The 13,668-nt window shown below is 70.1% G+C and carries 13 protein-coding genes; 2 read left to right on the top strand and 11 right to left on the bottom strand.

Features of this window, described 5'->3' with window-relative positions:
- Positions 1 to 5 precede the first annotated feature (5 nt).
- Entirely contained in the window at positions 6 to 971 is a 966-nt protein-coding gene (locus tag HEB94_RS39100) for a DUF389 domain-containing protein (RefSeq protein WP_192754504.1), read from the top strand.
- Here HEB94_RS39100 and HEB94_RS39095 read toward each other — a convergent pair.
- From HEB94_RS39095 to HEB94_RS39085, 3 genes are read right to left on the bottom strand one after another with little or no spacing between them, the layout of a single operon-like run.
- The gene (locus tag HEB94_RS39095; RefSeq protein WP_475555129.1) at positions 961 to 1,443 is read right to left on the bottom strand and encodes a WXG100-like domain-containing protein; all 483 of its coding nucleotides are present in this window, start codon (positions 1,441 to 1,443) and stop codon (positions 961 to 963) included. The two genes, HEB94_RS39100 and HEB94_RS39095, sit on opposite strands and share 11 nt — an antisense overlap.
- A 36-nt stretch (positions 1,444 to 1,479) precedes the next feature.
- On the bottom strand, positions 1,480 to 1,815 hold the full coding sequence (locus HEB94_RS39090) for a WXG100 family type VII secretion target (protein ID WP_192754502.1): 336 nt from the start codon (positions 1,813 to 1,815) through the stop codon (positions 1,480 to 1,482).
- Positions 1,816 to 1,818: 3 nt separating this feature from the next.
- The gene (locus HEB94_RS39085; protein ID WP_192754501.1) at positions 1,819 to 2,241 is read right to left on the bottom strand and encodes a YbaB/EbfC family nucleoid-associated protein; all 423 of its coding nucleotides are present in this window, start codon (positions 2,239 to 2,241) and stop codon (positions 1,819 to 1,821) included.
- 379 nt (positions 2,242 to 2,620) lie between these two features.
- Between HEB94_RS39085 and HEB94_RS39080 the strand changes: the two genes are divergently transcribed.
- Complete coding sequence (locus HEB94_RS39080; protein ID WP_192754500.1) at positions 2,621 to 4,390, top strand: proline--tRNA ligase; 1,770 nt, start codon at positions 2,621 to 2,623, stop codon at positions 4,388 to 4,390.
- Positions 4,391 to 4,521: 131 nt separating this feature from the next.
- On the opposite strand, the gene HEB94_RS39075 is transcribed toward HEB94_RS39080, so the two are convergent.
- The 8 genes from HEB94_RS39075 to HEB94_RS39040 form a co-directional block, all read right to left on the bottom strand.
- Positions 4,522 to 4,677 carry a hypothetical protein gene (locus tag HEB94_RS39075; RefSeq protein WP_192754499.1) on the bottom strand — a complete coding sequence of 52 codons (156 nt, stop codon included), beginning with the start codon at positions 4,675 to 4,677 and terminating at the stop codon, positions 4,522 to 4,524.
- Positions 4,678 to 4,831: 154 nt separating this feature from the next.
- Positions 4,832 to 5,926, bottom strand: coding sequence for a hypothetical protein (locus HEB94_RS39070; RefSeq protein ID WP_192754498.1), 1,095 nt, complete (start codon positions 5,924 to 5,926; stop codon positions 4,832 to 4,834).
- Between the two features lie 197 nt (positions 5,927 to 6,123).
- The gene (locus tag HEB94_RS39065) at positions 6,124 to 7,908 is read right to left on the bottom strand and encodes a gamma-glutamyltransferase family protein (RefSeq protein ID WP_192754497.1); all 1,785 of its coding nucleotides are present in this window, start codon (positions 7,906 to 7,908) and stop codon (positions 6,124 to 6,126) included.
- On the bottom strand, positions 7,905 to 8,930 hold the full coding sequence (locus HEB94_RS39060; RefSeq protein ID WP_192754496.1) for an ABC transporter ATP-binding protein: 1,026 nt from the start codon (positions 8,928 to 8,930) through the stop codon (positions 7,905 to 7,907). The genes HEB94_RS39065 and HEB94_RS39060 overlap by 4 nt, the downstream gene beginning before the upstream one ends.
- Positions 8,927 to 9,946 (bottom strand): ABC transporter ATP-binding protein, encoded by a 1,020-nt coding sequence (locus HEB94_RS39055; RefSeq protein WP_192754495.1) that lies wholly within the window; start codon positions 9,944 to 9,946, stop codon positions 8,927 to 8,929. The genes HEB94_RS39060 and HEB94_RS39055 overlap by 4 nt, the downstream gene beginning before the upstream one ends.
- Positions 9,943 to 10,854, bottom strand: coding sequence for an ABC transporter permease (locus HEB94_RS39050; RefSeq protein ID WP_192754494.1), 912 nt, complete (start codon positions 10,852 to 10,854; stop codon positions 9,943 to 9,945). Before HEB94_RS39050 ends, HEB94_RS39055 begins: the two co-directional genes overlap by 4 nt.
- Positions 10,851 to 11,807, bottom strand: a complete 957-nt coding sequence (locus tag HEB94_RS39045) for an ABC transporter permease (protein WP_192754493.1) — start codon at positions 11,805 to 11,807, stop codon at positions 10,851 to 10,853. Before HEB94_RS39045 ends, HEB94_RS39050 begins: the two co-directional genes overlap by 4 nt.
- 19 nt (positions 11,808 to 11,826) lie before the next feature.
- Positions 11,827 to 13,539: an ABC transporter substrate-binding protein gene (locus HEB94_RS39040; RefSeq protein ID WP_192754492.1), complete on the bottom strand. Its 1,713-nt coding sequence runs from the start codon at positions 13,537 to 13,539 to the stop codon at positions 11,827 to 11,829.
- Positions 13,540 to 13,668: the final 129 nt, after the last annotated feature.

Below are 13,668 nucleotides of genomic sequence, written 5' to 3'. Positions count from 1 at the left end.
GCGGCGTGCTGCATCTGCGGGTCACCTCTCCGCCCGACCGAACGGCCGCCGTGGCCACTCTGCTGCAGGAGTGCCCGGGGGTCGCCAGCCTGGCCGTCGTACGCGGGGCGTCCATCCGGCCACCGGGCGACCTCGTCCTCGCCGACGTCGCCAGGGAGTCGACGGACGAAGTCCTGACCGGACTGCGCGACCTGGGCATCGACACGGACGGGACCATCTCCATGGAGACGGTGGACACCGCCGTCTCCCGCGCCGCCGAACTCGCGGAGCGAGCCGCACCGGGCGAGGGTGCGGACGCCGTGATCTGGGACGAGGTGGTTCGGCGTACCTCCGACGACGCGGTGTTGTCGTGGACCTTCCTGGCGTTCCTCTTCCTGGCCACCGCGCTCGCCGCGATCGCGGTGGTCCTCGACTCCGCGATCCTGGTGATCGGCGCGATGGTGGTCGGGCCGGAGTTCGTCCCGCTGGCCGCGGTGGCGGTGGGCCTCGTGCACGGACGGATCTCGCTGCTCCGGCGCGGAGCCGTCACGCTCGTCGTCGGGTTCGCCTGCGCCATCGCGGCCACGACGGTGCTGTCCCTGCTGGCGCGCGCCGCCGGATGGATCAGCGCCGCGTCGATCGAACGGCCGCGGCCGCTGACGGCGTTCATCTGGGCGCCGGACAGGTGGTCGTTCGTGGTGGCGTTCATCGCCGGAGTGGCGGGCGTCCTGTCACTGACGTCCTCCAAGTCGGCCGCCCTCGTCGGGGTCTTCATCTCCGTGACCACGGTGCCGGCGGCCGGAAACTTCGCGATCGCCCTGGCGCTCGGCGACCTCGGAGAGATGGCGGGGTCGGCCGCCCAACTCGGGGTCAACATGGCCGCGATCGTGCTCGCGGGGGTGGCCACGCTGGCGGTACAGAAGGCGGTCGGACGAGCGCCCTACCGGGGCCGGAGCGGCGCGCGGTGGAAGGCGCCGACGATCAGCCGATGATCTCGCCGATGGCCATCCAGCCGAGGTTCTCGACGATGTTCTTGGTGATCTGCCGGAAGACCGGGATCTGCAGCAGGCTCGTGCCCATGCTGACCACCGCGGTGGCGATCGCCTGGGCGACCTGGATGGTGAGGATCACCAGCTGGATCATGGCGTTGATCTTGAGGACCAGCACGACCGCCGCGTAGACGAACAGGCCGACGCTGAAGCCCATGCCGGCGGCCGAGGCGATGTCGAGGTTCTTGGTGCCGCCGTACTCGTCCCATAGCTTCCTGAACGACTCGACGGTCGGCCCGCGGTGCCCGTCCGAGACCTTCTCGACGGCCTGGGTGGCGTCACCGGCGACCGTCTTCAGCTGGCCCGCGAACCCGAGCCAGGAGCCGCCCATCCCGAAGATCTTCTCCTCGTCGCTCGTCGGCCAGTCGATGCCGATGAAGCCGAGGGCCGTGCTCAGTTCGCTGGGCAGTTGCATTCCCACCGGATGTCTCCCTTTCGCAGGCTCTCGGCCTCAGACCGCCTCGACGTCGTTGCCCAGATCGCCGAGCAGTTGTGCGCCGGCGTCTTCGTTGCCGCGGTAGGTGGAAGCTACGTGGTCGAGCGCCTTGGAGTGCGAGGCTAGACCTTCCAGGAGGCTGCTGAGCTGGTCGAACGCGTACTGCGAGACCACCTCGTGGGTGCCGCCCATCAGCAGTCCGAGGTCGTCGCCGCCGAACGCGTCCCCGAAGCTCTCGAGCTCGGCCTTGGCCGCCTTCAGCTCGCGGCCGAGCTTCTGCACCACCCCGTCGACGTCTCCCGCCGAACTGCGGATGTGGCCGGCGTTGACCTCGACATCGTCTGCCGCCATCACTCAATCCCTGTCGATCTGGTCCTGGACGTCGGTGATCGCCTTGAGGTAGCGCTGCATCTGCACGACGGACTGACTCTGGAACTCCTGCAGGCGTTCGAGCATCTGGTGCTGGTCGGCCATCGTGGGCAGGACGGCACCGATCTTTTGTTGCAGGTCGGCAAGGGCCGCGTTGGTGGCTGCCACGAATGCCTCGGCGATGGATTCGGAGTCCGAGCGCATGACCCGCGGATTGAGCTGGACGGACTCGACCTGTCCACCCGGCTTGACGGTGACCCGTACGAAGCCGTCCATGGCCTCACCGAGGCCTCGGATGGGCTCGGTCGGCTCACCCTCGTCGGCGGAGGTCTGGTCGGCCAGCGGCCGCAGCGCCGTCAGCGCGTCGTTGAAGAGTCGATCGAAGTCGTTCGCGCTGACGTCGGGCATGGCCGCCCTCCCCGGGGGTTCTGAAGCCACCGCGAAGGGGACTCTTCGCGACGAATCGGTACTTTGCCGGTGCGACTCTAACCCGAGCGACATTGTCCGACGAACCTACGCCGGCCGTCGGTGGAACAGGTTCTCATGATCGACCCGCACAGTCGTAGATCACATGCGGACAGTACGTGGGTCGGGTCGCGATCGGGCTGAGTACAGGCGGGGCTGGGTCGGGCCGGGCCGGGATCAGGTCGGGATCCGGAACGGGTCCACAGCGGTTTCGTCGCAGGCCACGCCGCGTACCGGCTGCGTTCGGGACCGGTCCAGTCGGTATTCTCGGGACGATCCCCTGGCGGCACGGCCGCCGTCCAGCCCTCCTAGGAGAATCGCCGTGATCGTGCGGATGTCGACGCTGTTCCTGCGAACCCTGCGCGAGGATCCGGCGGACGCCGAGGTCCCGAGTCACCGGCTCCTCGTCCGTGCCGGCTACATCCGCCGCGTCGCGCCGGGCATCTACTCCTGGCTGCCGCTCGGCTGGCGGGCCTATCGAAACGTCGAGCGGATCGTCCGCGAGGAGATGGACGCCGCCGGCTTCCAGGAGGTGCACTTCCCGGCCCTGCTGCCGCGTGATCCCTACGAGCGCACCGGCCGGTGGACGGAGTACGGCGACGACATCTTCCGGCTCCAGGACCGGAAGGGAAACGACTACCTCCTCGGGCCGACCCACGAGGAGATGTTCACGCTCCTCGTCAAGGACCTGTTCTCCTCCTACAAAGACCTGCCGCTGTCGATCTACCAGATCCAGTGGAAGTACCGCGACGAGCCGCGTCCGCGGGCGGGCATCCTGCGCGGGCGGGAGTTCTCGATGAAGGACTCCTACTCCTTCGACGTCGACGACGCCGGGCTCGAGCGGTCCTACCACCGGCATCGTGACGCCTACGTCCGGACGTTCAACCGGCTCGGCCTCGACCATGTGATCGTCAAGGCGATGGCCGGGGCGATGGGCGGCTCGCTCAGCGAGGAGTTCCTGACCCCCACCGAGGTCGGTGAGGACAGCTACGTCCGCTGCACCTCCTGCGACTACGCCAGCAACACCGAGGCCGTCGAGGTGGCCGTCCCCGAGGCGTTGCCCCACGACGGGCTGCCCGCCGCGCACGTGGAGGACACGCCGGAGACGCCCACCATCGAGACGCTGGTCGAACTCCTCAACAGCCGTGAGAAGCTCCTGCGCGACGACCGGCCCTGGCAGGCCTCCGACACGCTCAAGAACGTCGTGGTCAAGGTGGTCCACCCCAGTGGGGACTCCGAACTCCTGGCGGTCGGTGTTCCCGGCGACCGTGAGGTCGACGAGAAGCGGCTCGCCGCCCAGGTCTATCCCGCCACCCTGCAGGCCGCGACCGACGAGGACTTCGCCGCGCACCCTGAGCTGGTACGTGGCTACATCGGTCCGGAGGTTCTGGGTGCCGAGAAGGCCGCGAAGGTCCGCTATCTCGTCGATCCGCGGGTGGTTACCGGCACCCGCTGGGTGAGCGGCGCCAACGAACACGGCAAGCACGTCGTCGACCTCGTCGCCGGCCGCGACTTCGAGGCCGACGGTACGGTCCTCGCGGCCGAGGTGCGCGCGGGCGACCCCTGCCCCCGCTGTGGCGGCGCCCTGACGATGGCGCGTGGCATGGAGATGGGACACGTCTTCGCCCTCGGCCGGAAGTTCGCCAAGGCGCTCGGCCTCACGGTGCTGGACGAGAACGGCAAGCAGGTCGTCGTGACCATGGGCTCCTACGGCATCGGGGTGAGCCGGGCGCTCGCCGCGATCGCGGAGAAGAACCACGACGACAAGGGCCTGATCTGGCCCCGGGAGATCAGCCCGGCCGACGTGCACATCGTGGCCACCGGCAAGAACGACGCGCCGTTCGAGACCGCCGAGAAGCTCGCCGCCGACCTGGACGCCCGTGGCATCCGCGTGCTCCTCGACGACCGGCGCGGTGCGAGCCCGGGGGAGAAGTTCAACGACGCCGACCTGCTCGGGATCCCCACGATCGTGGTGTGTGGCCGGCGGATCGTCGACGGGAAGGTCGAGATCAAGGACCGTCGTACCAGTGAGCGCATCGACCTTCCGGTCGCGGAGGTCGTCGAGCATCTCGTCGAGGTCTGCGCCTCCTGAGGCGCTCCGCGAAACGGGCCGACGGCGCGTAGGTCCGTGCCGGATGGTGCGATCGGGGTACTGGTGGGCCCCGGCTCTCCGCGGCCGGGGCCCGGCCGGACGTGCCGCCTGAACGACGGGTCCGGCAAGGTTCAGCCCAACCTGCGGCGGAGCAGGTCCATGGTCTCGGTGAAGCCCGACCGGATGCCAATGTCGAGTAGCTCCCGATCGTGCTCGGAGAGGCACTCCGATCCACCCGCGTCGTGTTCCGCACGTCGTCTCGCGCGGGCCATGAGGTCCCTGTCCATCACCCTCCCTATTACTTAGCCTTGCTAACGGTTACTTGAACGGCTGGACCGGCGCGCTCATTCCACTCAGTGACGTAGGCGTTCCCTATCGACACGATTGGTCGTGTTGGGCCGCCCGCCAGGCGGGACTTCAGGACGGGAAGGTTGTCCCGGCTCAGGCCGCAACGAGCCTCTCCCGCCTCTCGTCGTAACGCCACGGAGGCCGCGAACCGGTCAGGTGGACGCCGCCGATCCAGCGGTCGATACCGCCTTCGGCGACATGGTCAGAGTGACCCGCGAGGACCTCGCGTCCCGCGGCGGTGAGTCGAAGACCCCGCGATGGAAGGGGAGCGTCGTCGAGCCAGGTGAGCAGTGGTCGGCGAGCGCTCGCCAGGCCTTCGATGATGGCGAAGCAGGAGGTGTCGCCGAGATAGGGACGGCGTTCGCGTCGGCCCACCTCGGCGAAGGCCTCCGATGGCGTGTTCGCGCCATCCTCGACGGACAGCAGGATCCGACGCTGGGTGAGTGACAGCCCGTCGGAGCGGGCGGGGTATTCCTGCATCAGTCGACCGAACGCCTCGGCGACGTAGCGGAGCACCGGTGACGAGGAGCCCGCGACGCCGGCGAGTCCGGACGGGTCCGCCGCGGTGAACGCCGCCCACGCCCGAGCCGCCAGGTCGAGGGCGTCGGTTGTGAGGACCACCTCGTCCGTACGCAGTCGCAGCAGGTCGTCGGGTCGGAGCTGGCCCAGGCCGCCGAAGTGCGCGATCCCCGGGAACTCTCCCGCGGAGACCAACGAGATCCTGGCCGGCTCGGCGCCGCGCCGGCGGAGTTGGTCGAGCACCTGAATGATCTGGAGCTGGTCGTAGAGGTCGGCCTCGAACCACAGGACGAGCCGCGCGTCGCTGTGTGCGGCCAGCATCTCGTCGCGGGCGTCGAAGCTGTCCCGTACGGCGGTGAGGGAACCCCATCCGCTGCCGGCGATGAACTCCGCCCGGACCGAGCGAAGCTCCGCGTCGGTGAGTCCACCGGGGACCGGGCCGTCGTGCAGGACGTCCCGCCAGGGCAGGATCGGTTCGGCGAGCCCGGCCTCGCGGAGGAGGCCGACGGTGACGTCTCCGTTGGTGAGGTGAAGGACCTGGCCGGTCCGGTCGGCGCCGGGTCGCGCGGCACCGGCTGAGTCGAGGTGGGCGCGGGCCGAGCTGTAGCTCTCACCCGTCCTGGCCATCCGGGCACGTACCCGGCGCTTGAAAGCAGCGTCCCTGGTCATGTCGACCTGTCCCTTCGCGCCGCGCCAGCGTCCCCCAGCGAGCCGAGCACGAGCGGTGACAGGTGGGCACGCTCGCTGCCGAGGTCGGTTCCCCTTTGGCTCCTGGTCAGATCCCGCTGGGGTGGATCACGGAGCTTGGGCGCGGCAGGCCGCCGCGCCCAAGCCTAGGACCGTTGTGGGGCAGGGCGCCACCGCGGTCAGCGACCGACGGCGTAGTTCTGCATCCCGCGCGGGTTGGCGCCGGCGGACACGACCCCGGTCTCCGGGTCACGCGCGACGGCGCAGAGCCGGCCGAGGCTCCAGGGGCCGGAGCGGGTGACCACGTGACCGCGACGCTCGAGCCCGGCGATCAGCGAGTCGCCCAGCCGGTCCTCCACGATCAGGCTGCGCGGGTCCATGGTGCGGGGGTAGAACGAGCCGGGGAAGCTCGAGGTGTGCCAGGCCGGCGCGTCGATCGCGTCCTGGATGTCCAGTCCGCCCGCGAGATGGCGGAGGAGGAACAGCAGCTGCCACTGGTCCTGCTGGTCGCCTCCCGGCGAGCCGCAGGCGAGCACGGGACGACCCTCCCGGAGCACGAGCGTCGGCGACAGGGTGGTGCGCGGACGGCGGCCCGGCATGAGCGAGGACGTGAGGCCCTCCTCCAGCCAGAACATCTGGCCCCGGCTGCCCAGACAGAAGCCGAGCGACGGGATGGTCGGGGAGCTCTGCAGCCAGCCGCCACTCGGAGTGGCCGAGATCATGTTGCCCCAGCGGTCCACCACGTCGACGTGGCAGGTGTCGCCGCGGGTCTGACCGGTCACGGAGACGGTCGGTTCGCCGGTGTCGCCGGCCGCGGCGCGGGCACCCCGCAGCCGGGTGTAGGCGTCGGGAAGCTTCGGCGTCCGCCCGTCGGGTGAGCCCGGACGCAGGTCGCCGGAGGCGAGGGCACCCACCAGACCGGCCCGCTGGGCGGCGTACTCCTTCGACAGCAGGCTCGGCAACGGCGAGTCGAGGATGTCGCCGTACCACGCCTCCCGGTCGGCCAGCGCGAGCTTGAGCACCTCGGTGGTGAAGTGGACGCCGAGTTCGGTGCTCAGGTCGAGATCGTCCTGACCACCGAGCGCCTCGAGGGTGGCCAGCGACTGCAGAAGGACTGGTCCCTGGCCCCAGGCGGGCGTCTTCGCGACCGTCAGGCCGTTCCACTCCAGGGTGGCCGCCAGCTCCCAGGAGGCCGTCCAGCTCGCCATGTCGTGCGCGGTGACGAGGCCGCTGTGGTCGCCGCCGCTCGAGTCACGGAACGGCTTACGGGAGAAGGCGTCCACCTCCTCCGCGACGAAGCCCTCGCGCCAGGTCCGCCGGGCGCCCTCGATCTGGTTCTCGCGCTCGGGGCCCGCCGCCTCGCCCTCGGTGACCAGGCGCTCGAGCGTGTCGGCGTAGGCCGGGTTGGCGAACATCGCGTTCGGCGTCGGCGGCTTGCCGTCGGTCAGCCACAGCGCCGCCGACGTCGGCCAGTGCTCGGCGAAGAGCTCCTGGACCTTGCTGATCGTCGCGACCGCGCCGGGAACCAGCGGGTGGCCCGCGCGGGCGTAGCCGATGGCGGGCTCGAGGACGTCCCGCAGGCGCCAGGTGCCGTGGTCGCGAAGCAGCAGCAACCAGGCGTCGACGGCGCCGGGAATCGTCGCGGCGAGGGGACCGGAGCCGGGAACGAGGTCGAGTCCGAGGTCACGGAAGTGGGCGATCGTCGCTCCGGCGGGGGCGGGACCCTGCCCGTTCAGCACCTTCGGGATGTGGTCGTCGGCCGTGGCCACGATGGCCGGGACCTCGCCACCGGGGCCGTTGAGGTGAGGCTCGACGACGTGCAGGACGAAGCCTGCGCAGACGGCCGCGTCGTAGGCGTTGCCGCCGCGCTCCAGCACACTCATGGCGCTCTGGGACGCGAGCCAGTGGGTGGAGGCGACCATGCCGAAGGTGCCGCGCAGTGTCGGGCGGGTGGTGAAGGTCATGAACCGTCCTCATCCTCGTCGGAGACCAGATGACAAGCCACTCGGCGGCCGGCCACCTCCCGGAGCTCGGGGACGCGCTCCGCACACATCGGGACCGCGATCGGACAGCGGGTGTGGAAACGGCACCCGGACGGCGGGTCGATCGCCGACGGGATGTCGCCGGACAGGACGACCCGGCTACGGCGGCGCTGGCGTACCGGGTCGGGTACTGGTGCGGCCGAGAGTAGCGCCTGGGTGTACGGATGCTTCGGGGTGGCGAAGATCTCGGCGCTCGGACCGTGCTCGACGAGCGTGCCGAGGTACACCACGGCGACCTCGTCGGCGAGGTACTCCACGGCCGAGAGGTTGTGCGTGATGAACAGGCACGCGAAGCCGAGGTCGCGCTGCAGGTCGGTGAGGAGGTTGAGCACGGACGCCTGTACCGACACGTCCAGCGCGCTCGTCGGTTCGTCCGCGACCAGCAGCGAGGGCGAGGAGACGAGGGCCCGGGCGAGACTGACCCGCTGCCGCTGGCCTCCGGAGAGTTCGTGTGGGTAGCGGTCGGCGAGCTCGGTCCGCAGGCCGACCCGCTCCAGTGCCTGCGTGGTGGCCCGCTCACGCTCCGTCCGGCCGCGGGTGAGGCGGAGCAGGCGCAGCGGTTCGGAGACGATCGAGCCGACGGTGAGCCGGGGGTCGAGGGAGCCGGCGGGGTCCTGGAAGACGATCGACACGTCGCGGCGATGCGGACGCAACGCGCGGCGGCGCAGGTGGCTGATGTCGGCCCCGTGCAGCCGCACCGTGCCGGAGGACGGCTCGAGCAGGCGTACGACGCATCGGCCGACCGTCGACTTGCCCGAACCGCTCTCACCGACCAGCGCGACGACACTGCCGCGACGGATCGTCATGGAAACGCCGTCGACCGCGCGCACCGGGCCGAAGTGCATGACGAGGTTGTCGAGCTCGAGGACGGGAGCGGCGGGTGTCGCACCCGCTCGGTCGGTGTCGGACGCCGGGGTCGCCCGGTCGGTGTCGGATGTGCTCATCGGGTGGCCTCCGGCGGATTCTGGTCGGCGGGATGCCAGCAGGCGACCAGGTGGCCGGGCGTTCCCGACAGCGGCGGCTGGCTGGTCCGGCACAGCTCGTCCGCCCGCGGGCAGCGGTCGGCGAAGGTGCACCGGTCCGGCGGGTCGCTGAGCACGGGCACGAGCCCGGGGATCTCCCGGAGCCGCCGCCCACCGCTGGTGCCGGTGCCGCGTCCGGTCGGGATGGCGCCGAGCAGCGCGCTCGTGTAGTGGTGGCGCGGCCGGGCGAACAGCTCGTGGACCGGGGCCTGTTCGACGACCCGGCCGGCGTACATCACCACCACCCGGTCACAGACGTCGGCCACGACGCCGAGATCGTGGGTGATGAGCAGGACGGCGGTGCCCAGTCGGTCCCGCAGGTCGCGCAGGACGTCGAGAATGCCGGCCTGCACGGTCACGTCGAGCGCGGTCGTCGGCTCGTCGGCGACCAGCAGCTTGGGATCGCAGGCGACCGCCATGGCGATCACGACCCGCTGTCGCATTCCTCCGGACAGCTGGTGCGGGTACTCGTGGATCCGGCGTTCGGGTGAGGGGATGCCCACCAGGGCGAGGAGTTCGACGGCGCGCCGGCGCGCGGCCGAGCGGCGGAGTCGCTGGTGGACCTCGAGCACCTCGCTAACCTGGCGGCCCACGGTGAGCACCGGGTTGAGGGAGGTCATCGGCTCCTGGAAGACGTAGGTGATGTCGCTTCCACGAAGGCGCCGGAGTGCGCGTTCGGGAGCACCACGTAGCTCGGTCTCGCGCAGTCGGATCGAGCCCTGCACGTCCGCGGTCGGCGGCAGCAGCCCCGCGAGGCTCATCGCCGTCACGCTCTTGCCGCACCCGGACTCACCGACGAGGGCGACGATCTCTCCCGCGCCGACGTCGAGGTCGACCTGGTCGACCGCGGACACCGTGCCGTCCTCGGTGGTGAAGCGCACGCACAGTTCGCGCACCCGCAGCACGGTGCCGGCGTCGGGAGAGGGTACGGCGTTCATCGGCGGCTCGACTTCGGGTCCAGGGCGTCGCGCAGGCCGTCGCCGAACAGGTTGAAGGCGAGCGCGACCAGCATGATGGCGACGCCGGGGATGACGGCGGTCCAGGGTGCCCGGGTGGCGTACTGCTGGGCGTCGGAGAGCATCGTGCCAAGGCTCGGTTGCGGTGGCCGGATGCCGAGCCCGAGGAACGACAGGACCGCCTCACCCAGGATCGCGCCCGGGATGGCGACCGTCGCCTGCACGATGATCGCCGAGGTGGCGTTCGGCAGGATGTGGCGGAGCAGCACCCACGCGTCACTGGCGGAGGACACGACGGCCGCCGCCACGAAGTCCAGCGCCTTCAGCCGCAGCGTCTCACCACGCACGATCCGTACCACGCCGGGTATCTGGGCGATCCCGATGGCGACGGCGGCGTTGCCGAGGCTCGGACCACGAACGGCGGCGAGCCCGACCGCGAGGATCAGGAACGGGAACGCGAGCACCAGGTCGGTGAGGCGGGAGATCAGCGCGTCGAGCCAGTGGGAGTAGCCCGCCGCGAGCCCGAGAGGTACGCCCACGACGAGGGCCACCAACACGGCGAGCACACCGGCCTGTAGCGACGAACGCAGCCCGAACAGGATTCGGGAGAGCAGGTCGCGGCCGAGGTCGTCGGTGCCGAGCAGGTAGCCGGCGGTGCCTGGTGGGGACAGGGCGAGCTCGAAGTGCGTCTCGTCGGGGGAGTACGGCGCGAGCAGCGGCGCGAGGAGCGCGCCCAGCACCGCGAGGGCGAGCACCACGAAACCAGCCACGGCGAGGGGGTTTCGGCGGATCCGCCGGACGACCCGGATGCCCCGCGGCGGCCGCCGGACCGGGGTCGGCCCCTGGTCGGCGGGTGGACCCTCCTCGAGGGTGACGTCGGTGTAGGTCATGCTTCCCGCCCCCGAACCCGGATCCGCGGATCGATGACCGAGTACAGCAGGTCGACGAGCAGGTTGATGAGGATGTACGCCGCGGCGGTGACGAGCACGACCGCCTGGATCACGGGATAGTCGCGCTGGAAGACCGCGTCGATGGTGAGTTTCCCGAAGCCGGGCAGGCCGAAGATGCGTTCGGTGACGACCGCTCCGGAGATGAGCGCGCCGAGTTGCAGGCCCACGATCGTGACGACCACGATCAGGCTGTTGCGCAGCGCGTGCCGGGTGATGACGGTGTAGGCCGGGAGGCCCTTGGCCCGTGCCGTTCGTACGTAGTCGGTGGACAGCGCCTCCAGCATCGACGAACGGGTTTGGCGCATGATGACCGCCGCGAGCCCCGTGCCGATCACCAGCGACGGCAGCACCAGATGGTGCAGGTTGCCGATCGGGTCGGAGGTGAAGGGCACGTAGCCCGAGGCGGGGAAGAGCTGTACGGCGACGGCGAGATACACGATGGCGATCAGCCCCAGCCAGAAGTTCGGCACCGACAACCCGGCGAGCGCGAGCGCGTTGGCTGCCCACTCGATGGCCCGGCCCCGGCGCACGGCCGCCACCACGCCCGCGCCGATCCCGACGAGTGCGGCCACCGCGAGGGAGAGGAGTGACAGCTCCAGCGTGACCGGGAGGGCGGTGGCGATCATCGAGGTCACCGGCGTGTCCGTGCGGATCGACGTACCGAGGTCTCCTCGCAGGCTGTTGCTGACGAAGTGCCAGTACTGCACCAGCAGCGGGTCGTCCAGGCCGTACTTCGCCCGGATAGCGGCGAGGGAGGCCGGGTCGCGCTCCTCCCCGGCGAGGGCGAGTGCCGGGTCGCCGGGGAGTGCGCGGATACCGAGGAAGACGACGATGGTGGCGAGCACCAACGTCACCACCGACTGCCACAGCCGGTGCAGCAGATAGCTCCTCATCGCCGGATGCTGCCGGTCGTCACTTCGCCAACCCGGCGCGGGACACCCGGAGAACGCCGTCGGGGAAGACCTGAACGCCCTTGACCGCGTCCGCGACACCGGTGAGGTTACGGGTGCGGTAGAGGTAGATCAGCGGGTTCTGCTCCTGCAGTTTCTCGACCGCCTGGCCGTAGAGGCCCGCGCGTTCCTTGGTGTCCTGTGCCTGTCGTGCCTGGGTCAGCAGGTCGTCCAGGGTCGGGTCGGAGAAGCCCGCGACGTTCTGGCTGGCCTTCGTACCCACGAAGTTCGTGAGGTTGGCGTCCGGGTCGATCCGCCCGGACCAGCCGAGCGCGAGCAGTTCGAAGTCGCCGCGGTCCTGCTGGTCCAGCAGGGTGGAGTACTCGACCGGCGAGATCACCAGGTCGAAGCCGCCGGACTTCACCATCGACTGGATCGCCTGCGCGATCCGCAGGGAGTCAGGAGTGTTGGACGCGAGCATCTCGATGCGGTACGGCGTCTTCACCCCGGCCTGCTGGAGGAGTTCCTTCGCCTTCTCCGGGTCGTGCGGTGCGCACTTCTGCGCCTGCGGCGTGGTGTATTCGGTGGCGGGGGAGATGGGCGAGCAGGCCACGGAGTAGATGTTGGCGAAGATGGTCTTCACCAGTGCCTCGCGGTCGATGGCGTACTCGAACGCCTTGCGTACGCGCGGATCCTTGGCGCTCGGCCGGTCGATCGGCTTGGGATCCTCGCCCACACCGTCGACGTTGCCGAGGTTGAACGTCAGGCCCTGGTAGCCGAGGCTCTCCGACTCGAGCAGGGTGACGCCCTGCTCCTTGGACAGGGCGTCGACGTCCTGCGTCGAGACGCTGTCGGCCACCTGCGCGTCACCGGAGCGGAGGTTGGCCGCCCGGATGCTCGCGTCGGTGATGATGCGGTAGACGATGCGGTCCAGGTGCACCTTGTCCGCGTTGTAGTAGTTGGGGTCCTTGGCCAGCTCGATGGAGTTCTGCGGCACCCGCTTCACCACCTTGAACGCGCCGACACAGACGGGCGCGGTGGAGAACTTGTCGCCGAGCTTGTCGAGGGCGGCCGGGCTCATCACCATGCCGGCCCGGTCGGCGAGCGCCGCGGTGAGGGGAGCGAACGGCGTCGCCAGGTGGATGACGACCGTCTTGTCGTCGGGTGCGTCGACCTTCGTGATCGGGCCGAGTTCGCTCTTGCGGGCCGAGGTGTCCAGGGTGAGGTCGCGGTCGAGCGACTTCTTCACCGCGGCGGCGTCGAACGGCGTTCCGTCCCCGAACCTGATGCCGGTCCGGACGGTGATGGTGACGGTCTTTCCGTCGTCGGAGACGCTCGGGAGCGCTGTCGCGAGCTGGGGCACGACCCGCGCGTCCGCGTCGACGTCGTACAACTTCTCGCACGTCGACTCGAAGACGTAGCGGCTGTAGAGAGATCGGGACAGCGTCGGGTCGAGTTGGTCGGGCTCCGCGGAAAGGGCGATCGTGAGCTCGCCGCCCTGTTTGACCTGCGCGGGATCGGCGGTCTCGCCCACGTTGCGCGGACGCTCGGCGCTCTGCGTGGGCCCGTCGGCGTTCCCGGCGGGCTTTCCGGGGTCGGTGCCCGACTGCGACTCTCCCACCGGAGAGCACGCGGCGGCGACGAGCAGACCCGTCACGGTGAAGGCGAGCAACCGGCCAGGAAGGTGCTGACCGAAACGTCGGGATGCGTCATGCGAACTGCTGAACAGCGACATGCGAAAGTCCTCTCAGCCGAGCCCTGCGACATTCGACAGGCCGCGACGTCGCCGTGGCAAGGGGTGAACGGCAGCGGCCTGTGTTCGTTTCGGCGTTTTCACCTGCCCGATACACGCGTGACGCGGCGA

Source organism: Actinopolymorpha pittospori (genome assembly GCF_014873875.1).
GTDB classification, from domain to species: domain Bacteria; phylum Actinomycetota; class Actinomycetes; order Propionibacteriales; family Actinopolymorphaceae; genus Actinopolymorpha; species Actinopolymorpha pittospori.
The sequence above is the reverse complement of the archived record's forward strand: the minus strand, read 5'-3'. Positions and strand labels throughout refer to the sequence as shown.